The sequence below is a fragment of the Coriobacteriia bacterium genome, assembly GCA_041658765.1.
Classification (GTDB): domain Bacteria; phylum Actinomycetota; class Coriobacteriia; order Anaerosomatales; family JBAZZO01; genus JBAZZO01.
Genome location: JBAZZO010000001.1, coordinates 22,719 through 46,605, shown reverse-complemented (window position 1 = coordinate 46,605; position 23,887 = coordinate 22,719). Strand labels below are relative to the sequence as shown.

22 protein-coding genes and 1 other RNA gene are annotated in these 23,887 nt (G+C 68.7%); 3 read left to right on the top strand and 20 right to left on the bottom strand.

Translation table 11 applies throughout. From position 1 onward, the window contains the following. Together WC971_00230 and WC971_00225 are read right to left on the bottom strand one after the other, a co-directional pair. On the bottom strand, nucleotides 1-873 hold the full coding sequence (locus WC971_00230; GenBank protein ID MFA5843243.1) for a uroporphyrinogen decarboxylase family protein: 873 nt from the start codon (nucleotides 871-873) through the stop codon (nucleotides 1-3). Then, nucleotides 854-1,669 (bottom strand): hypothetical protein, encoded by an 816-nt coding sequence (locus WC971_00225; GenBank protein ID MFA5843242.1) that lies wholly within the window; start codon nucleotides 1,667-1,669, stop codon nucleotides 854-856. The genes WC971_00230 and WC971_00225 overlap by 20 nt, the downstream gene beginning before the upstream one ends. A gap of 108 nt (nucleotides 1,670-1,777) precedes the next feature. On the opposite strand from WC971_00225, the gene WC971_00220 reads away from it, so the two are divergent. Continuing rightward, complete coding sequence (locus WC971_00220) at nucleotides 1,778-3,262, top strand: DUF2779 domain-containing protein (GenBank protein ID MFA5843241.1); 1,485 nt, start codon at nucleotides 1,778-1,780, stop codon at nucleotides 3,260-3,262. Here WC971_00220 and WC971_00215 read toward each other — a convergent pair. Further along, the gene (locus tag WC971_00215; protein ID MFA5843240.1) at nucleotides 3,235-3,879 is read right to left on the bottom strand and encodes a DedA family protein; all 645 of its coding nucleotides are present in this window, start codon (nucleotides 3,877-3,879) and stop codon (nucleotides 3,235-3,237) included. The two genes, WC971_00220 and WC971_00215, sit on opposite strands and share 28 nt — an antisense overlap. Further along, nucleotides 3,879-4,256: a hypothetical protein gene (locus tag WC971_00210; protein MFA5843239.1), complete on the bottom strand. Its 378-nt coding sequence runs from the start codon at nucleotides 4,254-4,256 to the stop codon at nucleotides 3,879-3,881. The genes WC971_00215 and WC971_00210 overlap by 1 nt, the downstream gene beginning before the upstream one ends. A 131-nt stretch (nucleotides 4,257-4,387) precedes the next feature. On the opposite strand from WC971_00210, the gene WC971_00205 reads away from it, so the two are divergent. Beyond that, complete coding sequence (locus tag WC971_00205; GenBank protein MFA5843238.1) at nucleotides 4,388-4,735, top strand: peptide chain release factor-like protein; 348 nt, start codon at nucleotides 4,388-4,390, stop codon at nucleotides 4,733-4,735. A gap of 110 nt (nucleotides 4,736-4,845) precedes the next feature. Here the strand turns inward: WC971_00205 and WC971_00200 are convergent, their stop codons facing one another. The 7 genes from WC971_00200 to rnr form a co-directional block, all read right to left on the bottom strand. Further along, nucleotides 4,846-5,625, bottom strand: coding sequence for a hypothetical protein (locus WC971_00200; protein ID MFA5843237.1), 780 nt, complete (start codon nucleotides 5,623-5,625; stop codon nucleotides 4,846-4,848). Nucleotides 5,626-5,985: 360 nt separating this feature from the next. Then, nucleotides 5,986-6,334, bottom strand: a transfer-messenger RNA (tmRNA) gene (gene ssrA / locus WC971_00195). A 157-nt stretch (nucleotides 6,335-6,491) separates the two neighbouring features. Further along, entirely contained in the window at nucleotides 6,492-7,661 is a 1,170-nt protein-coding gene (locus tag WC971_00190) for a BACON domain-containing carbohydrate-binding protein (GenBank protein ID MFA5843236.1), read from the bottom strand. An 84-nt stretch (nucleotides 7,662-7,745) separates the two neighbouring features. Then, nucleotides 7,746-8,216: an SsrA-binding protein SmpB gene (gene smpB, locus WC971_00185; protein ID MFA5843235.1), complete on the bottom strand. Its 471-nt coding sequence runs from the start codon at nucleotides 8,214-8,216 to the stop codon at nucleotides 7,746-7,748. After that, on the bottom strand, nucleotides 8,217-9,284 hold the full coding sequence (locus WC971_00180; protein MFA5843234.1) for a M42 family metallopeptidase: 1,068 nt from the start codon (nucleotides 9,282-9,284) through the stop codon (nucleotides 8,217-8,219). A 68-nt stretch (nucleotides 9,285-9,352) separates the two neighbouring features. Then, nucleotides 9,353-10,969 (bottom strand): phosphoenolpyruvate carboxykinase (ATP), encoded by a 1,617-nt coding sequence (gene pckA / locus WC971_00175; GenBank protein MFA5843233.1) that lies wholly within the window; start codon nucleotides 10,967-10,969, stop codon nucleotides 9,353-9,355. Nucleotides 10,970-11,047: 78 nt separating this feature from the next. After that, entirely contained in the window at nucleotides 11,048-13,132 is a 2,085-nt protein-coding gene (gene rnr, locus WC971_00170) for a ribonuclease R (protein ID MFA5843232.1), read from the bottom strand. 90 nt (nucleotides 13,133-13,222) lie between these two features. Between rnr and WC971_00165 the strand changes: the two genes are divergently transcribed. Beyond that, nucleotides 13,223-13,654: a hypothetical protein gene (locus tag WC971_00165; protein MFA5843231.1), complete on the top strand. Its 432-nt coding sequence runs from the start codon at nucleotides 13,223-13,225 to the stop codon at nucleotides 13,652-13,654. A 21-nt stretch (nucleotides 13,655-13,675) separates the two neighbouring features. Here WC971_00165 and WC971_00160 read toward each other — a convergent pair whose 3' ends face one another. Genes WC971_00160 through secA form a run of 9 tightly spaced genes read right to left on the bottom strand, consistent with a single transcriptional unit; the run spans nucleotide 13,676 to nucleotide 23,872 of the window. Then, nucleotides 13,676-14,872 (bottom strand): S41 family peptidase, encoded by a 1,197-nt coding sequence (locus tag WC971_00160; GenBank protein MFA5843230.1) that lies wholly within the window; start codon nucleotides 14,870-14,872, stop codon nucleotides 13,676-13,678. Continuing rightward, nucleotides 14,873-15,790: a permease-like cell division protein FtsX gene (ftsX, locus tag WC971_00155; protein ID MFA5843229.1), complete on the bottom strand. Its 918-nt coding sequence runs from the start codon at nucleotides 15,788-15,790 to the stop codon at nucleotides 14,873-14,875. Next, nucleotides 15,791-16,468, bottom strand: coding sequence for a cell division ATP-binding protein FtsE (ftsE, locus tag WC971_00150; protein ID MFA5843228.1), 678 nt, complete (start codon nucleotides 16,466-16,468; stop codon nucleotides 15,791-15,793). A 42-nt stretch (nucleotides 16,469-16,510) separates the two neighbouring features. Beyond that, entirely contained in the window at nucleotides 16,511-17,452 is a 942-nt protein-coding gene (locus WC971_00145; GenBank protein ID MFA5843227.1) for a transketolase C-terminal domain-containing protein, read from the bottom strand. Between the two features lie 26 nt (nucleotides 17,453-17,478). Further along, nucleotides 17,479-18,312: a transketolase gene (locus WC971_00140; GenBank protein ID MFA5843226.1), complete on the bottom strand. Its 834-nt coding sequence runs from the start codon at nucleotides 18,310-18,312 to the stop codon at nucleotides 17,479-17,481. Between the two features lies 1 nt (nucleotide 18,313). Further along, nucleotides 18,314-19,216, bottom strand: a complete 903-nt coding sequence (locus WC971_00135; GenBank protein ID MFA5843225.1) for a YitT family protein — start codon at nucleotides 19,214-19,216, stop codon at nucleotides 18,314-18,316. Further along, nucleotides 19,216-19,977 carry a phosphatase gene (locus WC971_00130; protein ID MFA5843224.1) on the bottom strand — a complete coding sequence of 254 codons (762 nt, stop codon included), beginning with the start codon at nucleotides 19,975-19,977 and terminating at the stop codon, nucleotides 19,216-19,218. Before WC971_00130 ends, WC971_00135 begins: the two co-directional genes overlap by 1 nt. Continuing rightward, entirely contained in the window at nucleotides 19,974-21,125 is a 1,152-nt protein-coding gene (gene prfB / locus WC971_00125; GenBank protein ID MFA5843223.1) for a peptide chain release factor 2, read from the bottom strand. Before prfB ends, WC971_00130 begins: the two co-directional genes overlap by 4 nt. Further along, nucleotides 21,122-23,872 carry a preprotein translocase subunit SecA gene (gene secA, locus WC971_00120; protein MFA5843222.1) on the bottom strand — a complete coding sequence of 917 codons (2,751 nt, stop codon included), beginning with the start codon at nucleotides 23,870-23,872 and terminating at the stop codon, nucleotides 21,122-21,124. The genes prfB and secA overlap by 4 nt, the downstream gene beginning before the upstream one ends. Nucleotides 23,873-23,887: the final 15 nt, after the last annotated feature.

Here is a 23,887-nt window from a genome sequence, read left to right as displayed (position 1 = left end):
TCAGCCGCGGCCGGTGCTCCGGGCCGCCGAGAACGCGCTCGCCAGGAACGCGACCTGCACGGCACTCGTGATCCCGCCGTCATCGGCGATGAGAAGACCGCCCGAGAGGGCGAGCACGCCCACGCGCCTCCCCGCGGCGATCGTCGCGGGGAGGCCTGCGTCCAGCGCCTCGGTCGGCAGGCCGCCGACGAACGCGACACCGGCGGCGCGCGCCGCCGCGAGCACGCCGTCGAGCCCGGCGGCGCCGTGCCCTCCGCCGTGGACCGCGACGAGGCCCGCGCGAGCGATGGCCGGCAGGAACGCGCGAAAGTCCCCATCGCAGTGCAGCACCGCGTGCAACCCGGCTCCGGTCGCCTCCGCGACGACCTCTGCGAGCAACGGGAAGAGGTCCTCGTTAGCCCAGTCCGGTGAGACGATCGGCCCGGCCGACCCGGCGAGGTCCTCACAGACCACCACGGCCGACGCACCCATGTCGGAGGCACGGGCGACATCCTCGGCCACGGCGCGCATGCGGAGTCTCAGGAGTGCGCGCACCCCGTCGGGGTCGAGAACGGTAGCCTTGAGCACCTCCTCCACACCCTCCTGCCGTGCCGCTCGCGCGAGCGGACCGTCGATAGCGACGAGAGGTGCCCGTCCTGCCGCGACGAGCGCGGCGCACGCCTCGCTCGCCCAGGGAGCGGTCACCGGCACGAAGGCGAAGTCGAGGGCAAGCTCGTCGCAAGCCCGCGCCAGCCGCGCCGCCGGCGTCTCGACGCCGCGAGCGAGCGGCTCGAGCGCCTCGGACGCCACGAACGTCAGACCGGTGGCCACCGGCGCCGCCGGACCGCCGAGGAGCGCGAGGATCGTCCTGGCGTCACCTCGCGCGGCCGGCATCGCCCACCTCTCCCTCTAGGGACTTGCGCTGCACGAAGCGCAGACCGTCCCTGCGCGTGAGCGTCGCGACGTCGATCGGTCCGCCGCATCCACGGATACCGAGCGAGAGGCGCTGCGCGTCGATGGTGGTCCTCACGAAGAAGAGCGCCAGGTCGACGCAGTCCTGCAGCGGCATCGCGTCGAGCGGAAGTTGCAGCGCCAGCTCGGCGGTCAACGCCTCTCCGAGTGACACCGCGCGCTCCGGATCGATACCGAGCTCGCGAGCGATGATCGGGAGAGCGGCGGGATCGAATCCCTTCACGATGCGATGGACGATCTCATGCTGCCCGCCCCAGGTCATGCCGAAGACCGTGGCGCCGGGATTCTGCTCGACGGGCTCGGGGCGACGCGGGACGTCGAAGAGGAAGACCCGCCCGTATGGATCGCCCTCGTCGAAACCCGCGACGACGAACGTCATGTCGGGACCCGCATAATCCCCGGGCATCGACGCGCGCCACTGCCCGAGCAGGAAGTCGGATAGACGGCGCGAGAACTCCTCCACGCCCAGGCGGCGCTCGGGAAGGGCCGATTCGAACTCCGGGACGAACGATGCCGGGGTGCGCGGACCGAGCAGAGCCTGCCCGTACGTCAGCGCGCCGACCCACGAGTTCGGCTCGCTGAACGACAGCAGCTTGACCGCATGGTCGTAGGTGACGGAGAGCGGCCTGCCGTCCACGGCGGCCGACTCGAGCGTGACCCGGCTCTCCGCGGCGAGCACGAGACCCTCCGGAGCCTTGATGACGATGCCGAGTGACATGTGGCCCTCCCTAGCTGCGCGGGTCCGGCACGGCTGTCCCGTGTCGGAGGCCCGTTGCATACTGGTCGTATCGGCGGGCGACGGCGCCCGCCGCACCGGAGGTGCAGTATGCGCGCGAAGACCGCCATGCTCTCGAAGTCACGCTACCAGGCAGGCAAGCAGTGCCTCAAGCGACTCTACCTCACCTGTTACTTTCGCAATCTCGCCGACCCGACGGGAGCCGCACAGCAGGCGCGGTTCGACGCGGGGCACGAGGTCGGCCACATCGCGCACGGCCTGTTCCCCGGCGGCGTCCTCGTCGAAGCCGACCACCTGCATCACGATGAGGCGATCGTCACGACCTCCGCGCTCATCGGCGACGGCACCGTCCCAGCGATCTTCGAGGGCGGTTTCACGTACGAGGACGTCAGAGTGCGCGCGGATGTGCTCGTGCGGGCGGGCGACGCATGGGACCTACTCGAGGTGAAGTCGTCGACGAAGGTCAAGCCCGAGAACCTCGACGACGTCGCCATCCAGCTCAGGGTACTCGAGGGTTGCGGCGTGCGGGTGAGGCGGATCGTGCTGGTCCACCTCGACCCCGGCTACGTCTTCGACGGTGTCTCGCACGATCCCGCGCGGCTGTTCGCACAGGAGGACGTCACGTACGAGGCGCGTTCACGCGCGGCCGACGTCGAGGCGTGCCTCGGAGTCATGCGGGCCATCCTCCGCACCGACGAGGCTCCCGACGTCCGATACGGCAGACAATGCGAGAACCCCTACCCATGCGAGTTCCGCGGAACGTGTCGCGTCGCCGCCCCCGAGCATCCGTTATTCGAGCTGCCCAAAGCGCGAGAGGGACTGCTCGCGGCGCTCGAACGCGCGGGATACGAGTCCATCGACCAGATACCTTCAGGGTTCCCCGGGCTCAACCCCCTGCAGAGCCGTGTGCGCGACGCCGTCGTCTCCGGCGAGCCGTACCTCGACCCGGACCTGACATCGAGGATCGCGCGCCTCGTCGCCGAGCCGGTGCGCTTCCTCGACTTCGAGACCATCGCCACGGCCTTGCCGATCTTCCCCGGCACGCGCCCGTACCAGGTCGTCCCGTTCCAGTTCTCGGTGCACACGCTGGGCGCCGATGGCGGACTCGAGCACTCCGAGTACCTACACGAAGGTCCGGGCGACCCCCGCCGCGAGCTCGCGGCGGCGCTGCTCGACGCGCTCGGAGAGGAGGGGTCGATACTGTCGTACTCCCCGTACGAGCGCGGCCGCATCGTCGGCCTCGCCGAGTACCTGCCCGACCTCGCGCGACCATTGCTCGCGCTCGCCGCCCGGCTGGTGGACCTCCTGCCGGTCGTGCGCGACGGCGTCTACCACCCGGCGTTCTCCGGGTCGTTCTCGATCAAGAAGGTGTTGCCGGCGCTCTGCCCCGGTCAGGGATGGGACGACCTGGAGATAGCCGAGGGCGAGATCGCGGCGCTCTCGTACGCCCGCCTGCGCGATCCGCGGACGCCGGTCGCCGAGCGGCAGACCCTGCGCGACGCGCTTCTCGCATACTGCCGCCGCGACACCGAGGCGATGGTCGCTGTCTACCGTGCCCTGACCGAGAGCTTGTGACGGACGACCTCGACGACGGCGGGCAGCACCGAGATGAGTACGATGGCGATGACCACGAGTGAGAAGTTCTCTTCGACGAAGGGCACGTTCCCAAAGAAGTAGCCGCCGAAGACGAAGAGCGTCACCCATAGCAGCCCTCCGCCGACGTTGTACGCGGCGAACCGTCCGTAGCGCATCGCTCCGACGCCCGCCATGAACGGCGCGAACGTGCGCACGATGGGCACGAACCGCGCGATGACGATCGTCTTGTTCCCGTAGCGCTCGAAATAGTGCTGCGTCTTATCGAGGTACTCGCGCTTGAAGATGCGCGAATGCTCGCGCAGTGCCCGCGGGCCGAGGAAGTGACCGAGGGCGTAGTTCGCGCTGTCGCCCAGTATCGCGGCCGCGGCGAGGACGCCGAAGACGAGCGCGACGTCGAGAGATCCCTTCGCGGCGAACGCGCCCGCCGCGAAGAGCAGCGAATCGCCCGGCAGGAACGGAGTCACGACGAGCCCGGTCTCGCAGAAGACCACGACGAAGAGCACCAGGTAGGTCCACACACCGTAGTCGCTCACGATCCGCCCGAGGTGAACGTCGATGTGCAAGACGAAGTCGACGGCCTCGCGCAGCAGCTCCATCACGCCTCGGCCCAGACGGCGAAGACCTTCTCGATCTCGTCGGCCCAGAAGGCCCGCGGGTCGCGCACGTCGCGACCGATGCGCGCCGCGTGCTTGAAGTAGCCCTCCCCCGGGATGCCCGTGTCCTTGCGGGTGACGAGCGACGCGAGGATCGTGCCGTGGGCGGCGTCCTGCCCGGAGCAGACCTCGTCGAGCAACGCCATGAGCGACCACGAGTAGGGGCGCAGGTGCACGGCGCGCACTTCGGCGCACAGGTCCGCGTACGTGATCGTCTCACGACGCCGCGCGTGCTCGACGAGCGCTGCCTCGACCTCGGCCTTGGCCATCTCCCACGCAAGCGCCGGGTAGCCCCATCGTGTGTCGTCCCTGCTCGCCATCCGAGTCCCCAGTCTCCCGCGAACGCCGGATTCCAGTGTGCCGGGCGCCGGACGCGCGGGCAAGCCTCGTCACTTGCCGAGCAGGTCGTCGGTGTATCGTGGACGCGGAGGGAGACCCGGAGATGGAGCCCGTGAGAGTGCCAGAGACCGACGAAGAGCTGCTCGCCGAGTGCGATGTGGACACGTTCCGCTCGAGCGGCAAGGGCGGCCAGAGCGTCAACACGACAGACAGCGCCGTGCGGCTCCGTCACCGGCCGACGGGTCTGACCGTGATCTCCCGCACGCATCGCAGCCAGCTGCTCAACAAGCGCTCGTGTCTGCGCGTCCTGCGAGCGCGCCTCACGGCCCTCGCGACCGTCCCAGAGGAGCGCATCCCGACCCGGACCCCTCGCAGCGCCCACGCGCGGCGGGTCGCGACGAAGGTGCGGCACTCGCGCCTCAAGCGCCTGCGGGGCCCGCTCGACGCCTCCGAGGACTGACGAGCACGAGGAAGCGCCTGTTCGATGAGTCCGTCGTGCCCGTGCTTGGAGCACTTCGCGTTCGCGGACCGGCCGTACCCACCACCCGGACTAGCGGCCTTCGTGGGCGGTCAGCCCAGCACGAACCAGGCGAAGTTGACCTGCCTCGTTGCGGCCCTGGTCAGCGTGACGCGGAACGTGGTCGCGCTGAGCCGCGAGCAGCAGGCCACCGCGACACCTGTGCCACCGGAACCCTGCAGGGTGGCCAGGATGTTCGAGGTGGTCGCCAGGTTCGCGCAGGTGACGTCCGCGTACGTGTGACCGGAATCGACGTGCGAGCGGCCTGAGCGGGAGAAGCACGCCTTGCCGTACACGTCCAGAGCCCTTCCAGTCGTGCTGCTGGCCAGCACTCCGCGAGTGATACCCCTGCCCACGACGCCGGTCCCGTCGAGCTGCTGCCACGTGGGAATCCCATCCGGGCCGGCCTCGCCTGTGCCGCTGTCGCCCTGCACGCCCACTCCGTGGCCGCCCGAGGCTCTGCCCATCACGCCCACCCCGCGGGACTGCGCGTTGCCTTCGGGAGCGGTGTAGACACCGAGCACGGCCATCGGGCCCCAACCGGGTCCCTGGAAGGTCTTGACCCCAGTTGACTCTGCCCGGACGCCGATGAAGCCCGTGCCCTTCACGCCGGCGGAACCGCCGCCATCTCCATCATGCACGTGCGTGTTGTCTACCTGCAGCGTCGTTCCTTCGGTGTCCGAGATGAGGACCGTGTCGCTCGATCCCTCGTTCGTCGTGCCGATCACCACGTTGTCAGAGTCCGCAGCCATCGCCGTGGTCGGCAGCATCGTGACCGCAACCGCTCCCGCCGCGATGGCCATCGTCTTCGCCAACGCTTTGCGCCGTGTCATCTTTTCGTCCATCTGCCGGTCCCCCCTGTCCCCGTCGCCACTTCGTAGGCCCCCACCGCGAACCGCGATGGTGACTGTCAAGCGCAAGTCTAGGCACTCGCGCGCCCATCTTCAACGTGCTGTCTTGGCTCCTTCCTACACGAGCCGCATCGCTAAGATCGCGCCTGAGTCCCTCTACGACATGCAGACTGCGTGATTCCCCAACGAAGCTCCCGCTTTCTGCATGACACGATACGCTCGGGGCATTTGCGCTGGTAGACCTTTGAGTTGAGAAGGTGATCAAGTCTTGTAGAACACCTACCACCACAAAACGCCCCCTCGGTTTCTCCGCAGAGACCCCGAAGGGGCGTTCATCATTGCTGGTGGAGGCGCGGAGAATCGAACTCCGGTCCACGACATCCTCCCGGGAGGCATCTCCAGGCTCAGTCATCGCTTGGTTTCTCGGTCGGGGCTACGCGCGATGGCGGGCGCGCCCTCTCCCAGTCGGATTGCATTCCCTAGCGGCATACCGGCGTCAGCCGTTCGGTAGTCCCCTGCATGACGCAGGATCCGGCACCGGGGACGCGTGCCGGGCTGCGTCGCGGCCTATTTAGGCAGCGAGAGCGAGATCAGAGTCGACGCTTGAGCGTCTTTGCCCCTGTTTAGCGAGGTAAGGCGACCTCGGCCTGCTTCCTCCGTCGAGACTATCGTGTCGAAACCAGTCGCCCCCGAAGGTGACCTTCGACGTGTGAAGGTGCGTGCCGCCTCGCGGCGGACTCGTAGTATATCCCCGCGCGGACCGCTCTGCCATCGGAAAGCCGATGGGCGAAGCGCCTTCTCGGCCGCCCCGCCCATCACCTCCCCCTGGCAAACAGGGACGACCGCCGTCACCGGCGGACTATGAACGTCCTCCAAGCGGAGTTCGCGCCTGCGTAGGTCGCGTTCTCCGCGTACGTCGCGCGCACGCGATAGGTGCCCGCGTACGTCGGACGGAAGTAGGCCTGGTAGCGTCGGCCGTTGCCGACGATCCTGACCGTCGCGGGCAGCAACGTCGCTGCGCGCCACGCCCCGCGGCTGTAAATCTGGAACTGGAGCCGCACCCCGCCGGCGAATGACGAGCGCCAAGGGCTGATGCTGCCGACCACGAGGTTCCTTACCCCGAGGCGCCAGACGCTGGCGCACGACGGTGTCGAGACCGTCCACCGCGGCTTGACCCTCTGCGCGATGACGAGGTGCACGGGAATGGTCACCGGCGAGTTCGAGGCGCCGGCGGCGGTCACCGTGATCGTCGCGTCGTAGCGACCGACCGCGAGACCGGTGGTGTTCACCGAACCGACCAGCGTGCTCGAGTCGGTGCCGCTGGCGGGCGCGATGCTCAGCCACGACGCGGCCTCGCTCGCCTCCCACGACAGCGTCCCGGTACCGGCGTTCGAGATGGCGATCGAGAACGGCGCAGGGTTCGTCCCCTGGGTCGTGGTGAGCGAGACGGCGATCGGCGCGACCTCGATGACCGGCGTCGTCGCTTCGACGGCCGGCGTCTCCTCGACGACTCGCATCATCACGGGCACGGCTTGCGTCACAGTCGCGAGCGAGCTCACGAGACCTGCCGAACGCAGGGAAGCAGCGCCCGTCGGAGGCGTCGGCGGCACCACGTTCACGTTGATCTGGCCGCTGTAGTCACCCGGCGTCGCCGCACGGGTGTCGACCGAGACGCTGATGCTGAAGGACTGGCCGAGCCCAGCCGACCCGCTCGACGGGCTGATGGTGAGCCACGAGAGGTTGTGCGTGACCGACCACGTCGCGGCCAGGTTCGCGGCCTCGGGCGGAAGACCCGCGATCGTGCCGACCGAGACGGTCAGCGTCCGCGTGACGACGCCGGGCGCCGTGCCCTGGTCGACCGAGCCGAAGTCGAGCGTAGTCGGGCTCGTCGTCACCGTCGGCGCGGGGTAGTCGGTCGTCGACTGGATCCGGGCGGCGAACGCTCCCGCCGGCATGAGCGCGACGACCGTGACCGCCGCGATCAAGCACGCGAACAGCCGATGCGATTTCGTTCTCATAGCGGACCTCCTTCAGGGCACGATTCTTTCGAAGACGCTTCTTTTAATATACGCCCCTCGTAGATAGGCGTAAACGCGGGCAGGTCACGCGCCCTTCTGGCGCTCGCGCAGCGCACGAGCCACATCGCGCTTCGCGTCGCGGTCGGCGATAGCGTCGCGTTTGTCGTACATCTTCTTGCCGCGGGCGAGACCGAGTTCCACCTTCGCGAGGTTCGATTCGTTGAAGTACAGACGAAGCGGGATGAGCGCGAGACCGCGCTCCTTCGTCTTACCGATGAGGTAGCGGATCTCCTTGCGGTGGAGCAGCAGACGACGCGAGCGGCCGGGCTCGGCGTTCGCGCGGTTGCCGTGCGAGTACGGGGCGATGTGGACCCCGTGGAGCCAGACCTCGCCGCGGCGCACGGTCGCGAACGTGTCGCGCAGGCTCGCGCCGCTCTCGCGCAGCGAGCGGACCTCGGTGCCCGTCAGCTCGATGCCGCACTCGAACGTCTCGTCCACGAAGTAGTCGTGGAACGCCTTCTTGTTGTTGGAGATCGTGCGCGCCTCGCGGGCCATCTAAGGGGTGAAGTCGGTGCCGGGCTCGAGGCGCAGAACAAACGCGGCGAGCAGCTCGGCAGTGTGCTCGAGGTCCTTCAGCGAGAGCACCTCGGTGGGCGTGTGCATATAGCGCAGAGGCACGCTCACGAGCGCGGCGGCCTTGCCGCCGCGGGCGAGCTGCATCGCGTTCGCATCCGTCCCGGTGCCGCGCGGCTCGCCATCGACCTGATACGGTATGCCCTCGGCGTCGGCGGCGGCCACGAGCAGCTCGAAGACCTTGGGGTTCACGTTCGCGCCCCGCGTGATGATCGGGCCGGCGCCGCAGCGGACGTCGCCGTGCTTGCGCTTCTCGACGTCGGGATAGTCGGTGGCGTGGCCGACCTCGACCGCGATGCCCACGACCGGGTCGACGCTGTACGCCGACGTCGTGCCGCCCCGCAGGCCGATCTCCTCCTGTACGGTGGCGACGGCGGAGACCGCTCCGGCCCCTCTGCCCGCTTCGCCGACGAGCCGCAGGACCTCGGCGACCGCCCAGGTGCCCATCTTGTCGTCGAACGCGCGCGAGACCGCCATGCCGTCACCAAACTTCTCGAAACCGACGGCGAACGTGATCGGATCGCCGATCGAGACACGCTTCTTGACTTCGTCCGCGCCCATCCCGAGATCGACGAAGAGCTTGTGCATCTTCACGACCTGCTTGCGCTCGTCCTCTTCCAGGAGGTGGACGGGCATGCGGCCGAGGACGCCGAGGAGCGGGCCCTTCTTCGTGTGCACGCGAACGCGCTTGCCTGGGAGCAGGTGGGCGTCGAGGCCGCCGATCGGCTTGAACGCGAGGAAGCCGCCGTCGGTGATGTACGTGACCATGAAGCCGACCTCGTCCATGTGCCCCGCGAGCATGACCGACGGACCGGCGCCCTTCCCCTTGCCCTTGAGCCATGCGTGCACCGAGCCCATGACGTCGGTGGTGACCTCGTCGGCGAACGGGGCGACGTACTCGCGGAAGACCTTCGCGGCGGGCTGTTCGTAGCCCGAGGGCGACGGCGCCTCGACTAGGGACTTGAGGAACTTGAGCGATTCGGCACGCATGGGACGCTCCTCGATACGGTGCGGCGGACCAGGCGAGTGTATCAGAAGGCGGGTGGCCGGAAGGGCTGCTAGCCCGCGGCGTCCGGGTCCGGGCCCACCGCAAGCACCTCGGGCGATACGTGCGAGGCATACTGCTCGAAGTTCTCGCGGAACATGCCGGCGAGCCTGGCTGCCGACGCGTCGTAGGCGGCACCGTCGGCCCACGTGGCGCGCGGGTCGAGGACGTCGACCCCGGCGGAACGGCACTCGTGAGGCACGAGTATCTTGAACACCGGGTGCGGAGTGAAGCCGGACTTGGCGAGCGAGCCGTCCAGGGCAGCCGCGAGCAGCGCCCGCGTGAGTTCGATACTCATGCGATGGCCGACGCCGCACGGCCCTCCGGTCCAGCCGGTGTTCACCAGCCAGCAGTCGGTCTCGTGCCAGCTCAAGCGCTCGGCGAGCATGGTCGCGTAGCGCGAGGCGTGCAGCGGCAGGAAGGGCGCCCCGAAGCATGCGGAGAACGTGGGGCGCGGTTCGTCGACACCCACCTCGGTACCGGCGACCTTGCTCGTGAAGCCCGAGAGGAAGTGGTAGCTCGCCATCTCGGGCGTGAGCCGCGCGATCGGGGGGAGCACGCCGAATGCGTCGCAGGTGAGGAAGAAGACGTTGCGCGGATGGTCGCCGACGCCGCCGAGCACGGCTCCCGGGATGTGCTCGATGGGGTAGGTGGCGCGCGTGTTCTCGGTGAGGAAGTCGGAACCGTAGTCGATCGCCCGTGTCTGCGGGTCGACGACCACGTTCTCGAGGATCGAGCCGAACTTGATGGCGTTGTAGATCTGCGGCTCCGACTCCTGCGAGAGGCGGATCGCCTTGGCGTAGCAGCCGCCCTCGAAGTTGAAGACGCTGTGGTCGCTCCAGCCGTGCTCGTCGTCGCCGATGAGACGGCGCGCGGGGTCGGCCGAAAGGGTCGTCTTGCCCGTCCCCGAGAGGCCGAAGAAGAGGGCCGCATCGCCCGACGCGCCCACGTTGGCGGAGCAGTGCATCGGCAGCACGTCGCGCTGGGGGAGCAGGTAGTTCATGACGGTGAAGATGGCCTTCTTCATCTCCCCGCCGTACATGCTGCCGAGGATGAGAACGAGCTTGCGGGTGAAGCTGATGCCGACGAAGACGGAGCTCCGGGTGCCGTCGAAGTCGGAGCTGGCGCGCAGGGCGCCGCAGTTGACCACGGTGAAGCCCGGGACGAAGTCCTCGAGCTCGATCGGCGTGGGACGCACGAAGAGCGTGTCGGCGAAGAGCGCGTGCCAGGTGGCGTCGGCGACGACGCGGATCGGCAGGCGATACGTGCGCTCGGCGCCGGCGAAGCCGTCGAAGACGTACAGGTCACGGTCGTGCAAATAGCCGCGCGCTTTGTCGAGCAGCCGGTCGAAGAGCGCCGGCTGGCAGGGCTTGTTGATGTCGCCCCAGGAGATGAGCTCGGCGGCGGGACCCTCCTCGACTATGAGGCGGTCGTTTGGCGAGCGCCCGGACGGCTCGCCGGTCTTGACGACGAGCGCGCCGTTCGCCGCCAGGATGCCCTCACCGCGCGCCAGCGAGCGCGCGATGAGCTCGGCCGGCGGCAGGTTGCGGTGCACCGCGCCGCTACCTGCCAGGCCGAGTTCAGCCAGCTGGCCGCGGATCTCGTCGTCTGCGAGCGGAGCGGTAGTCATGCAGACCCCCCGTGGTCGTCGCCCCCGGCCGCGCCTCCGCGCGCCAGGCAATCAGTACCGTACCAGAACCTCCCCGCCTCACACGACCTCGAAGTCGATCCTCCGCTCGGCGACGAAGACCTCGGCCACGCGCACCCGCACCGTCCCACCGAGCCGGAAGACGCGGCCGCGCTCCTCGCCGACGAGCATGCGGCGCTCGGGCTCGAACCGATAGTAGTCGTCGCGCATCGTGCGCACGTGCGCGAGACCCTCGGCGGTGTTCTCGAGCTGCACGAAGATGCCGAAGTCCGTCACGCCCGTGATGACACCGTCGAACTCCTCCCCCACGTGTCGCGCCATGAGTTCGGCGAGCTTGAGCCGCGTCGAGTCCTCCTCCGCCGCCTCGGCCTCGCGCTCCATCGCCGAGGTGTGGTCGGCGAGCCAGTGAAGCTCCGGGACCATCGAGGCGACCGGCTCCTCCCGGAGCTTGCGCGTGAGCTGCGCCCTGAGCAGGCGGTGCACGATCAGGTCCGGGTAGCGCCGGATCGGACTCGTGAAGTGCGTGTACGCCTCGCTCGCCAGCCCGAAATGCGGACCGAGCTCCTCCGAGTAGCGCGCCCGCTGGAGCGCGCGCAGAAGGATCGAGTTGATGAGCAGCTCCTCGGCCCGGCCGTGCGCGAAAGCGACGATGCGCTGGAACGTCGCCGGCGTGGCTCCGCGGATGTCCGTGATCGGATAGTCGAACTCCTTGAGGATGACGGCGACCTCGTCGAGCGCGTCTTCGTCGGGCGCCTCGTGGATGCGATACATCATCGGGGCCTCAGCGCCGCTCATGTGGCGCGCGACGACCTCGTTGGCGAGGATCATCGCCTCCTCGATCATGTTCGTCGCCGTGGTGCGGCGGCGGAGCACGACGTCGATCGGCGAGCCGTCCGCGTCGAGGCGCACCTTCGCCTCGACGGTCTCGAAGTCCAGCCCTCCGCGCGCGGTGCGCCGCTTCCCGAGCGCCGCGGCGAGGTCGCGCAGGTCGGTGAGGAGTGCTCGCGTCGCGTCGTCCGGGAACCCGTCGCCGGTGGAGAGCCACGCGTCGACCGAGTCGTAGTCGAGACGCCGGTCGCTGCGGATCACCGAAGGATAGAGGCGGTAGCGTTCGACGAGCCCCGTGCGGTCGATGTCCATGTCGACCGTCATGGTGAGCCGCTCCTCGCCGGGCTTGAGCGAGCACAGCTCGTTGCTGAGGCGCTCCGGCAGCATCGGCAGCACGCGGTCGACGAGGTAGACCGACGTCGCGCGCAGGAGCGCCTCGGCGTCGATCGTCGAGCCCCAAGGCACCCAGCGGCTGACGTCGGCGATGTGCACCCCGAGGCGGAATCCGCCTTCCGAGCGAGTGACGGAGACGGCATCGTCGAAGTCCTTCGCGTCGACCGGGTCGATGGTCACGGTGAACCGCTCGCGCTCGTCGGTCCTGCCAGCGGCGACCTCCGCGTCGACGTCCGGAGCGGTGAGCGCGCCAGCCGCCTCCTCGACCTCTTCCGGGAAGGCCGCGCGAAGGCCGTGCTCCCGGATCACGATCTCGACGCCGACACCCGGGGCGTCGGGTGGCCCGAGCACTTCGTCGACGACTCCCTGGGCCGCGTCGCGGCGCGTCGGATACCGCGTCAGCCGCGCGACTACGACGTCGCCGCTCGTCGCACCGGCCAGCGACGCCGCCTCGACGAAGACCTCGCTGCGAATCCGCGGGTCGGTGGGGACGACGATGCCGACCCTCCCGTGAACCTCGAGGCGGCCGACGACGTGGTCTCTAGCACGCTCGACGACCTGGACGACCTCTCCCGAACGCCCGGGCCGCCCCGCGCGGCGCGCGTGCGGGCGGACGCCGACGATGTCGCCGTGCATCGCGTCGGCGATGTCGCGCGCGCCGACGTACACGTCGCCGCCGGGCGAGGAGACGAACCCGTAGCCGCGACGGTTGAGCGAGAGGCGGCCGACGAGCAGGCCGCGCTCGTTGAGGGCGAGGTATCGGCCGCCGCGCTCGATGGCGGCGCCGGAACGCTCCAGCGCCTGGAGGACGCGCTCGACGCGCTCGACGTCCCCGCCTTCGCCCATCGCTTCGCGCACCTCCGCGGGCGTCATGGCGCGTCGCGCGTGTCGCAGGGCCTTGAGCACCGCTTTCTCGACCTTCACGAGGCGTTCTCCTTCACGGTCGGCGCTCTTTGACCACGATGCTACAATCGATTATGGTGCAAGCCCGCCCCGCACGCGATGGAGACCCGCATGGAGCCTAAGCCAACCCTCGCCCCCTGTTTCGTCGGCACCGGGACGCTGTCCCGACTACGTGACATGGTCCGCGCGCTCGAGACCGTCGAGTCGTGCGCCTTCGCGTTCGCGGTCGACGGGACCGTCATGAGCGAAGGTCGCGCGACGCTGGTCAAGCTCATGGCCGACGACGACTCCGCGACCCTGCTCCTCAACGACTGCCTCTTCCTCAACGTGCGCAGTTTCCGCTTCCTCGACTTCGCGACCGCCGAAGACGGCGCCTGCACGTTCACCCTTATGGGCGACGGCACGACGCTCACGCTCACGCCCATCGAGGAAGAAGCCGAGACGCCTCCGGCGCTGCACCGCGCGGAGTTGCGCATGCTCGAGGACGGCGCGTTCGACCCGGCGATGTTCGTCGCGCTCGACGAGGACGACGACGAGGACTGACGCAGGCCTGACGGCGTCGCGTCAGAACTTCGCGCGCAGGACCTTGACCGCTCTCGCGAGCTGCGTGTCCGTCTTCGCGCTCGACTGATCGCGCGGGTCCATCTTCACCACGACGTCCGGGACGACGCCCTTGTGGTCGATCACGCGGCGCTTCGGTGTGAGGTAGTGCGCGATGGTGAGCTTCACCGCACCGCCCTCTTCCAGCGGCTCGATGCTCTGCACGCTCCCCTTCCCGTACGTCGTGACGCCCACGATGGTGGCGCGCGTGTAGTCCTGGAGCGCTCCCGCGACGATCTCGGATGCGGATGCCGAATCGTTGTCGACGAGGACGACGAGCGGCTTGTTCATGGACGGGTCGCCGTTCGCGCGATACACCTGCTCAGGCTTGTTCCGAGCTTCCACGCGCACGACCACGCCCTCCGGCACGAAGAGCGACGTGACGTCGACGGCGGCCGAGAGCAGGCCGCCGGGATTGCCGCGCAGGTCGAGAACGAAGCCCCGCGCGCCCTTGAGATCGAGCGCGCGCATAGCGGACGCGATCTCCTTGCCCGACTTGGCGTTGAATCCCATCAACCTCACGTAGCCGACGTCGCGCCCGATCATGCGGCTCTCGACGTTCGGGACGTCGATCTTCGCGCGCTTCACGCTGACCTTGAAACGCTTCCCGTCCCGCTCGACGAGCAGCTTCACGGTCGTGTCTTTCGGCCCGCGGACGCGACGCACGACGTCGTCCACTTCCCAGGTCTTGTGTGTGACGCCGTCGATGGAGATGATCTTGTCGCCCGCCTTGAGCCCCGCGCGCGCCGCCGGGGTGTTCGGGATCGGCGCGACCACGAACGGCTGACCGTCGCGGACGGTCACCGTGATGCCGATGCCGAAGAACTCGCCGTTGCTCTGCTCGTTGAAGTATGTGAGATGCCGCTCGTTGAGATAGGACGCATAGGGGTCGCCGAGCGAGTCGAGCATGCCCGAGATCGCCCCAGCGGTGAGAGAGGTGTCGCGCGCGGGCTTGAGCGCCTTTCGCTGGATGATGCCGCGCACCTCGTTGACGATCCTGTCGAGATCGTCGGCCCCGTTGTCGACGCCGGGAACGAGGGTGCGGCGGGCGACCGGGTTCGCGCGCTCGAAGAGCACGCCGCCGGCGAACGCGAGGAACAGCAGCGAGAGAACGGTCGCCGAGACAGCCGTCCAGAGAGCGATGCGCTTCAGTGGGGTCACCTAGACTTTCAGGAAACGCCTCATCGCGAAGCCGGAGCCGATGGCGCCGACGAACAGGCCGCTCGCGATGAGGACGACAGCCACCTGTACGGCATCGCCGCCGGTGACCGTGATGGGCAGGAAGGGCAGAGCGTCGCGCACCCCGGGTACGACCGTGGCCTGGACGAGAGCGAGGGTGGCGATGGCGAGCAGCGCGCCGAACAGGCTCTGGATCATGCCTTCCATCAGGAACGGCAGCCGGATGAACCAGTTGCTCGCTCCGACGAGGCGCATGATGGCGATCTCCTTCCGGCGCGAATAGATCGCGAGCCGGATGGTGTTGCCGATCAGCACCAAGCTCACGACGCCGAGCATCAGGATGAAGACGGCCTCGACGATGCGCACGATGCGCGTGAGCGCGAAGAGCTTCTTGACGACCTGCTGACCGTACTTGAGCGACTTCTCGGGATCGTCCGGTTTGTCCGCGACCTTGGGGAAGACCGCGTTCACCTTGATCTTCGAGACCATCGCCTCGACGGTCCGCGGGTCCTTCAGCTCCACGTCGAGCGAGGCCGGGAGCGGGTTGCCCTCGATCTGCTCGACGATCTCCGGACTGTCCTTCATCGTCTCCTTCTTGAAGGTGTCGAGCGCCTCCTCCTTGGAGACGTACCGGACCGTCTTGACGAGCGGATCGACGAGCAGCTGCTTCTGCAGCGTGTCGACGTCCCCGGAGGCCGCGCCGTCCTTCAGGAAGATGCGGATGGAGACCTTCTGCTCGACCGAGTGGACGATGTTCGTGACGATGATGCCCGACACGACGAAGACGCCGACGAGCAGCAGCGACAGGTAGATCGTGATGACCGCGCCGAGGCTCATCACCCAGTTGCGGCGGAAGTTCATGACGGACTCGCGGGCGAAGTACCCCAGGTTGAGCGCCATCTAGCCGTACACCCCCCGGCTCTGGTCGCGGACGATCTTGCCGTTCTCGAGCGCGATGACGCGCTTGCGCATCGAGTCGACCATCTCGCGATCATGAGTGGCGATGAGCACCGTGGTGCCCGTCTTGTTGATGCGGTTGAGCAGGCTCATGATGCCGAGCGAGGTCGCGGGATCGAGGTTCCCGGTAGGCTCGTCCGCGAGCAGCAGCGGCGGCCGGTTCACGAACGCGCGCGCGATGCTCACGCGCTGCTGCTCGCCTCCGGAGAGCTCGTCGGGATAGCTGTCGACCTTGTCCTCGAGACCGACGAGGCGCAACACCTCCGGCACCTGCGTGCGGATGACGTGCTTCGACTTGCCGATGACCTCGAGCGCGAACGCGACGTTCTCGAAGGCGGTCTTGTTCGGCAGGAGCTTGAAGTCCTGGAAGACGCACCCCATGTTGCGGCGCAGGAAGGGGACCTTCCAGTTGCGCAGGTGCACGACGTCCTGACCCGCCACGACGATGGTGCCCGTCGACGGCAGGAGCTCCCGAAGGAGCAGCCTGATGAATGTGGACTTCCCCGAACCAGAGTGGCCGACCAGGAAGACGAACTCGCCCTGCTCGATGTCGACATCGATCTCACTGAGAGCGGGGCGGTCCGCAGCATAGGTCTTGCTGACGTTCCGCATGGAGATCATGGGGTGCTCCGTTTCTGCGACGACTCCCACAGCCCTAGTGTATCAGAGCCTCGCGGTCATCGCTTCGCGAGCGGCGTCGGCGACATGCGCGGCGGTGAGACCGAAATAAGCCATGAGCTCCTCGGGTTCGCCCGAGGTCCCGAAGACGTCGCGCACGCCGATGCGCCGCAGCGCTGAGGGCTGCCTCTCCCCTAGCGCCTCCGCGACCGCCGAGCCGAGGCCGCCGATGATCGAGTGCTCCTCGCAGGTGACGACCGCGCCGGTCTTGGCGGCCGACGCCGCGATGGTGTCCGCGTCGAGCGGCTTGATCGTCGCGACGTCGATGACCTCGGCGCTCACTCCGTCGGCGGCGAGCAGGTCGGCGGCGGCGAGCGCGCGCTCGACCATCACGCCGCACGCGGCGAGCGTCACGTCCGAGCCCTCGCGCAGCACGGCCGCCTTCCCGATCTCGAAGACGACGCCCTCGTCGTAGACGGGCGCGAGCGCGGCCCGCCCGAGGCGCACGTAGACCGGGCCCGGCGTCGCGGCCGCCGCGCGGATCGCGGCGCGGGCGGCGTTGAAGTCGGCCGGCACGAGCACGCGCATGCCGGGGAGCACGCGCATGAGCGCAAGGTCCTCGAGCATCTGGTGGCTGCCTCCGTCGGGACCGACGGTGACGCCGGCGTGCGTCGGCGTGAGCTTCACGTCGAGGCCGCTGTAGCACACGGTGTTGCGCACCTGGTCGTACGCGCGTCCCGTCGCGAAGACCGCGAAGCTGCCCGTGAACGCGATCTTCCCGGACACGGCGAGACCCGCCGCCGTGCCGATCATGTTCTGCTCGGCGACGCCGGCGTTGAAGAACCGGTCGGGGAACCGCGCCGCGAACGTCGCGGTCGTCGTCGACTTGGAGAGGTCCGCCTCCACGGCGACCACGTCGACGCCGGCCTCGGCCAGCTCGACGAGCGTGGCGCCGAGCGCCTCGCGTGTGGCCCGCTTGTCAGCCATGTTCGTTTCCCTTCCTGTCGCGGACTCTAAGCGAGCGCGGCCGAGAGTTCGGCCAGCGCGGTCGCGGTCTGCTCGGGACTCGGCGCCTTGCCGTGCCATCCGGCGTCGCCCTCCATGAAGGAGACGCCTTTGCCCTTCACCGTGCGAGCCACGACGGCCACCGGCACGCCCGCACGAGCGGGCGGCGCCGAGAGGACCTCTACCAGCGCGGCCACGTCGTGCCCGTCGCACGCGCGAGTCTCCCATCCGAATGCTGAGAATTTCGCCTCGAGGTCGCCGAGGCACATGACGTCGCCGCACGCGCCGTCGATCTGGAGCCCGTTGCGATCGACTATCGCGACGACGTGGTCGAGTCCGTGGTGCGGCGCGAACATCGCCGCCTCCCAGACCTCGCCCTCCTGGCACTCGCCGTCTCCCATCAGGCAGAAGACGCGCGAGGCGTTGCCCGACATGCGCAGGCCGAGCGCGATGCCGTTCGCGATCGCAAGCCCCTGGCCGAGCGAGCCGGTCGAGACCTCGACGCCCGGCGTCTTGTTGCTGTCGGGATGGCCCTGCAGGATGGAGCCGAGCCGGCGCAGGGTCGAGAGGTGCTCGCGATCGAAGTAGCCGGCCTGGGCGAGAGCGGCGTAGAGCACCGGGCCCGCGTGCCCTTTCGAGAGCACGAAGCGGTCGCGCTCGGGCCAGTCCGGACGCGCGGGATCGTGGCGCAGGACTCCGAAGTAGAGCGCGGCGACGATGTCCGCCGCCGAGAGCGAGCCGCCCGGATGGCCCGAGCCGGCCGCCGCGATCATCTCGACGATGTCGAGACGCATGCGCGCCGCCGCCCGGGCGATCGTCGCCGTGTCCGGTGCGTTCCCCATGTCAGACTCCGTTCTCCTTGAATCCTTCGCCGAGCACTTCATGCACGTCCGAGATGATGAGGAACGCCTTCGGGTCGACCGCGCGCACGAGCGACTTCAAGTCGTCGAGCTCCTTGCGCGATACGACCGTGAATATGACCTCGCGCTGCTGCCCCGAGTAGAGACCGCGTCCGAGGAGCCCCGTCGCCCCGCGCCCCAACTCCTCGAGGATAGCCTGTGCGATGCGGTCCGAGTGGTCCGAGATTATGTACGCCGCCTTCTCGACGGAGAGGCCCTCCTGCACGACGTCGATCACGCTGCCGTTGATGAAGACCGCCACCGCGCCGTAGAGGGCGAGGGTGGGCCCGAAGACGATCGCGGCGCAGACGGTGACGACCGCGTCGACGAGCAGCATGAGCTGGCCGAGGCCGAGCGAGACCCTGCGCGTGAGCAGCTGAGCGATGATGTCGGTGCCGCCGGTGTTGCCGCCCGCCTTGAAGACGAGCCCCATCCCGATGCCGGTCAGCGCGCCACCCCAGAGGACGGCGAGCAGGTTGTCGTTCGCCGCCAGATGCGGGGTGAACGGCGCGAGCAGGTCGACCGCGAGCGAGAGCCCGACGGCGCCGTAAACGGTCTTCGCGCCGTAGCGCCATCCGCGCACGCGGACGGCGAGGGCGAGCAGGCCGACGTTCATGACGAGCATCTGGACGCCGACCGGCAGCTCGAGCCCGTGCTGGAGAGCGACGTAGTGGAAGACGGTAGCGAGTCCCGACACGCCCCCTGCCGCGAGGCGGTTCGGGATGAGGAAGGCGTCGAGCGCCCAGGCGGTCAGCAGGATGCCGGCGGTCATCCAGGCGTAGTCGCGCACGCGCCGGTGGCGAAGCACGCGGTGTCCGGCGATCGCGGCGAGCTTCTCTCGCACCATCACGCCACGCCCCCGAGGTCGAGACGCGGACGCTCGCGCCGCGCCCGCAGGTGTGCGAGCACACTCGCGGCGTCGCGGCTGACGATGCGCTCCTCGGGGATGCCGAGCTCCTCGGCGATCGCGATCGCGCGCTCGAAGCGCCCGACGTGCGCGTGGTAGTGCGCGTCGGAGGTGATCGCCACCAGCGCGCCCGCCTCGACGGCGGCGCGCGCGAACTCGAGCTCGCCGGACGTCGAGCGCGAGCGCGACATGCTCGGCTCGAAGGAGCCGTTGTTGAGCTCGACGATCACGCCGTGGCGCACCGCGGCCTCGACGACACGGGCGATGTCGAGCGGGAACGACGGATTCCCCGGATGCGTGAGCATGTCGACGAGCGGGTTCTCGAGCGCGCGCAGCAGCCCGTCGGTGCGCTCGTCGACACCGGCGTCATCCCAGCCGGTGCCTGGATGCATGCCCACCGCGACGAAGTCGAGCTTGGCGAGCGAGGCGTCGTCGAGGTCGATGCCGTTGGCCGTGTCGGGCACGGGGTTCGCCTCGATGCCTTTGAGTATGCGCACCCCGCCGAGGACCGACGGCACGACCTTGAGGTTGAGGAAATGCCACGGATGAGGCGCGCCGGGGCAGGCCGGACCGTGGTCGGTGACGGCGATGAGCTCGAGACCCTTGTCGCGCGCTGCGCCGGCGAGCTCGGTCACCGTGGAGTACGCGTGCCCCGAGGCGACGGTGTGGGTGTGGAGGTCGGCTAGAAGGCGCACCGTCACGACCCCGAAGGCGTCCCGCTCGCGGCGCCGGCCGCCGCGGCGAGCCGCTCGCCCACGCGCCAGCGGTGGTAGCCCACCACGAAGTCGTCGATGTCGCCGCCGAGGACGGAGGAGACGTCTCCGGTCTCGAGGCCGGAGCGCACGTCTTTCACCATCTGGTAGGGGTAGAGCACGTAGTTGCGGATCTGGCTGCCGAAACTGATGTCGCGTCTCTCGCCGCGCAGGGCGTCGAGCTCGGCTTCGCGCTCCTTCTTCTTGAGCTCGTAGAGCCGCGACCGCAGGATCTTCATCGCGGTGTCCTTGTTCTTGAGCTGGCTCTTCTCGTTCTGGCACGTCACGACGGTGCCGGTCGGCAGGTGCGTGATGCGCACGGCGGAGTCGGTGGTGTTGACCGACTGACCGCCCGGGCCGGAGCTGCGATAGACGTCGACGCGCAGGTCCTCGTCGCGGATCTCGACCTCGACCTCGTCGGGGAGGACGGGAAGCACTTCCACGCCCGCGAAGGTCGTCTGGCGCCGCTTCTTCTCGTCGGTCGGGCTGATGCGCACGAGGCGGTGCACGCCCGACTCCGACTGGAGCATGCCGCACGCGTTGCGGCCGTGGATGGTGAAGACGGCGCGGTCGATGCCGAGCTCGACCCCGGCGGGCGTGTCGTGCACGTCGACCTTCCAGCGCTTCGACTCGGCGTACTTGATGTACATGCGCAGCAGCATCTCGGCCCAGTCCTGCGCCTCGAGACCGCCCTGGCCCGGCACGATGGTGAGGATGGCGTCCTCGTGGTCGAACTCGCCGGTGAACCACGTCGCGACCTCGAGGTCGTTGACGCGGCGGGTGAGCGCCTTGTGTGAGGCGGCGAACTCGTTGCCGAGGTCCTCGTCGCCCTCGGAGACCGCGAGCTCGTTGCCGGCCTCGAGGTCGTCGAGGTCGGTGACGATCGCCTCGTACTCGGCGATCTCGTCGCGCAACTCGGCGGCCTTCGCCATGACCGACTGCGCCGCGGCCTGGTCGTCCCAGAATCCCGGCGCGGTGGCCTTGAGGTCGAGTGCGGCGACTTCCGTCCGCTTCGAGTCGAGATGGAGGTAGCCGGCGATGGCCTCGACCCGCTTGCGGAGCTCGGCGACGTCGGCGCTGCGGTCCTCTACGCTCACGTGGCGGCCCCGTGGCACTTCTTGTACTTCTTGCCGCTCCCGCACGGGCACGGGTCGTTGCGCCCGACGTCCGCCCACGGGTCGGCCTTGTCCTTGACGACGGTCGCGGCCCTCGGCGACCCGCCGGCAGCGGCGGCCGCGGAAGCGATCGCGTCCTGCGACGGGCCTTCGATCGAGGAGGACGCCTGCCGCATCGCGCCCGCGAAGATGTCCGACTCGGTGGGAGCGGAGTACGAGACGTCGCGCAGCCACGCGCGCTCGGCCGCCTCGCTCACGACCTCCACGTGCATGATCGTGCGAAGGAAGTCCTCGTTGATGTTGCCGACGAGCGCGCCGAACATCTCGTACGCCTCGGTCTTGTACTCGACGATCGGGTCGCGCTGCCCGACAGCGCGTAATCCGATGCCGTCAGCGAGGTAGTCCATCTCCTGGAGGTGGTCCATCCAGCGAGTGTCGATGACGCGCAGCATCACCTGGCGCTCGAGGTCGCGCAGATTGTCCGCGCCGAGCTCCGCCTCCTTCGCCGCGTAGCGCTCGAGCGCGGCCTCGGCGAGGTGGTCGGCGAGCTCGAACGGGTTCTCGATCGCGGCGATGTCCTCGCGCTTGACGCCGAGCGTGGTGAGCTCCTTGTACCACCCGAGCAGAGCGTCCCAGTCCCACTCCTCGGAGTAGGTCTTCTCGGGGCAGAAGAGCGCGACAGCGTCGCCGGCGACGGTGCGAAGCATCTCCTCGATGCGCTCGTGGATGTCCTTGCCGTCGAGGATGCGGTTGCGCTCCTCGTAGATGACCTCGCGCTGCTTGTTCATGACGTCGTCGTACTCGAGGACGTGCTTGCGTGCGGCGAAGTTCATCGCCTCGACCTGGCGCTGCGCGCTCTCGATGGCCTTGCTGACGAGACCCGCCTGGATGGGCATGTCGTCGGGGATCTGCGTGCGCTCCATCATCGACGAGATGCGGTCCATGCGGTCGCCGCCGAACAGACGCATCAGGTCGTCCTCGAGCGAGAGGTAGAACTGCGAGAGGCCGGGGTCTCCCTGACGGCCGGAGCGGCCGCGGAGCTGGTTGTCGATGCGCCGCGAATCGTGGCGCTCGGTGCCGATGACGGCGAGGCCGCCCGCCCCGACGACCTTGACGTGCTCCTCGGCGCAGACCTCCTTGGCGCGCGCGAGCGCGGAGGCGAGCTGCTCCTCGGTCGCGTTCTCGGGCTGGACGCCCGTGGCGCGCACGAGGTCCTCGACGAGCGACTCGGGATTGCCGCCGAGGACGATGTCGGTGCCGCGGCCGGCCATGTTGGTGGCGATGGTGACGGCGCCGAAGCGGCCTGCCTGCGAGATGATGTGCGCCTCGCGCTCGTGCTGCTTCGCGTTGAGCACCTCGTGCTTGATGCCGCGCTTGACGAGGTGGCGCGAGAGCTTCTCGGAGTTCTCGATGGAGATCGTGCCCACCAGGCACGGCTGTCCGGCCTCGTGCCGCTCCCCGATGAGATCGACGACCGCGCGGAACTTGGATCCCTCGGTGCGGTAGATGAGGTCGTTGGCGTCGTCGCGGACCATCGGCTGGTTGGTGGGGATGACGAGCACCGGCAGCTTGTAGATCTCGCGGAACTCGGCGTCCTCGGTGACGGCCGTGCCGGTCATGCCGGAGAGCTTCTCGTACATGCGGAAGTAGTTCTGCAGCGTGATGGTGGCGAGCGTCTGGTTCTCCTCGCGCACGTGGACGCGCTCCTTGGCCTCGATCGCCTGGTGCAGGCCCTCGGAGTAGCGCCGTCCGTACATCAGGCGGCCGGTGAACTCGTCGACGATGAGGATCTCGCCGTCGGTGACGACGTAGTCGACGTCCTTCTTGAACATGAACTGCGCGCGCAGCGCCTGCTGCAGGTGGTTCACGAGCTGGCCGGACGGATCCATGTAGAGGTCGTCGATGCCCAGGCCGCGCTCGACCTTCTCGAGGCCGGTCTCGGTGATGGCGATGGTGCGCTTACCCTCGTCGAGCTCGAAGTCCTCCTCGGGCTTGAGGCGAGGGATGACCTTGGCGAACTGCTTGTAGGCGTCGGCGGAGCGCGTGCCGGCGCCGGAGATGATCAGCGGGGTGCGCGCCTCGTCGATGAGGATGGAGTCGACCTCGTCGACGATGGCGTAGTGATAGCCGCGCTGCACTCTCTCGCCCGGCGTGACCACCATGTTGTCGCGCAGGTAGTCGAAGCCGAACTCGGAGTTGGTGCCGTAGGTGATGTCGGCGGCGTAGGCGGGCAGGCGCGAGGACGGGTCCTGCTGCGACTGGAGGATGCCCACACTCAGGCCCAGGGCGTGGTAGACCTTGCCCATCCACTCGCTGTCGCGCTTGGCGAGGTAGTCGTTGACGGTGACGACGTGCACGCCGCGGTCGGGCAGGGCGTTGAGGTATGCGGCGAGCGTGGCGACGAGCGTCTTGCCCTCGCCGGTGCGCATCTCGGCGATCATGCCGCGATGGAGCACCATGCCGCCGATGAGCTGCACGTCGAAGTGGCGCATGTCCAGCGCGCGCAGCGCGGCCTCGCGGCAGGCGGCGAACGACTCCGGGATGAGATCGTCGAGCTCCTCGCCGCGCTCGAGACGCTCGCGGAACTCCACGGTCTTGCGCGCGAGGGCAGCGTCGTCGAGGGAATGCATCTCGGGCTCGAACTCGCACACGCGCGAGACCGTCCCCTCGAAACCGCGCAACTGCCGCCCCTCACCGAGGGTGAGCAGCTTAGCAAGGATGTTGACCATCAGACCTGCCTCATG

What these genes read in the sequence shown, in the direction of transcription:
- WC971_00215 (MFA5843240.1), bottom strand. Translation starts at nt 3,879, where the DNA reads ATGGAGCTGCTGCGCGAGGCCGTCGACTTCGTCTTGCACATCGACGTT.
- WC971_00180 (MFA5843234.1), bottom strand. Translation starts at nt 9,284, where the DNA reads ATGCGTGCCGAATCGCTCAAGTTCCTCAAGTCCCTAGTCGAGGCGCCG.
- WC971_00225 (MFA5843242.1), bottom strand. Translation starts at nt 1,669, where the DNA reads ATGTCACTCGGCATCGTCATCAAGGCTCCGGAGGGTCTCGTGCTCGCC.
- WC971_00230 (MFA5843243.1), bottom strand. Translation starts at nt 873, where the DNA reads ATGCCGGCCGCGCGAGGTGACGCCAGGACGATCCTCGCGCTCCTCGGC.
- secA (MFA5843222.1), bottom strand. Translation starts at nt 23,872, where the DNA reads ATGGTCAACATCCTTGCTAAGCTGCTCACCCTCGGTGAGGGGCGGCAG.
- WC971_00145 (MFA5843227.1), bottom strand. Translation starts at nt 17,452, where the DNA reads ATGGCTGACAAGCGGGCCACACGCGAGGCGCTCGGCGCCACGCTCGTC.
- ftsE (MFA5843228.1), bottom strand. Translation starts at nt 16,468, where the DNA reads ATGATCTCCATGCGGAACGTCAGCAAGACCTATGCTGCGGACCGCCCC.
- smpB (MFA5843235.1), bottom strand. Translation starts at nt 8,216, where the DNA reads ATGGCCCGCGAGGCGCGCACGATCTCCAACAACAAGAAGGCGTTCCAC.
- ftsX (MFA5843229.1), bottom strand. Translation starts at nt 15,790, where the DNA reads ATGGCGCTCAACCTGGGGTACTTCGCCCGCGAGTCCGTCATGAACTTC.
- WC971_00190 (MFA5843236.1), bottom strand. Translation starts at nt 7,661, where the DNA reads ATGAGAACGAAATCGCATCGGCTGTTCGCGTGCTTGATCGCGGCGGTC.
- WC971_00210 (MFA5843239.1), bottom strand. Translation starts at nt 4,256, where the DNA reads ATGGCGAGCAGGGACGACACACGATGGGGCTACCCGGCGCTTGCGTGG.
- pckA (MFA5843233.1), bottom strand. Translation starts at nt 10,969, where the DNA reads ATGACTACCGCTCCGCTCGCAGACGACGAGATCCGCGGCCAGCTGGCT.
- WC971_00135 (MFA5843225.1), bottom strand. Translation starts at nt 19,216, where the DNA reads ATGGTGCGAGAGAAGCTCGCCGCGATCGCCGGACACCGCGTGCTTCGC.
- WC971_00165 (MFA5843231.1), top strand. Translation starts at nt 13,223, where the DNA reads ATGGAGCCTAAGCCAACCCTCGCCCCCTGTTTCGTCGGCACCGGGACG.
- WC971_00200 (MFA5843237.1), bottom strand. Translation starts at nt 5,625, where the DNA reads ATGACACGGCGCAAAGCGTTGGCGAAGACGATGGCCATCGCGGCGGGA.
- WC971_00140 (MFA5843226.1), bottom strand. Translation starts at nt 18,312, where the DNA reads ATGGGGAACGCACCGGACACGGCGACGATCGCCCGGGCGGCGGCGCGC.
- WC971_00220 (MFA5843241.1), top strand. Translation starts at nt 1,778, where the DNA reads ATGCGCGCGAAGACCGCCATGCTCTCGAAGTCACGCTACCAGGCAGGC.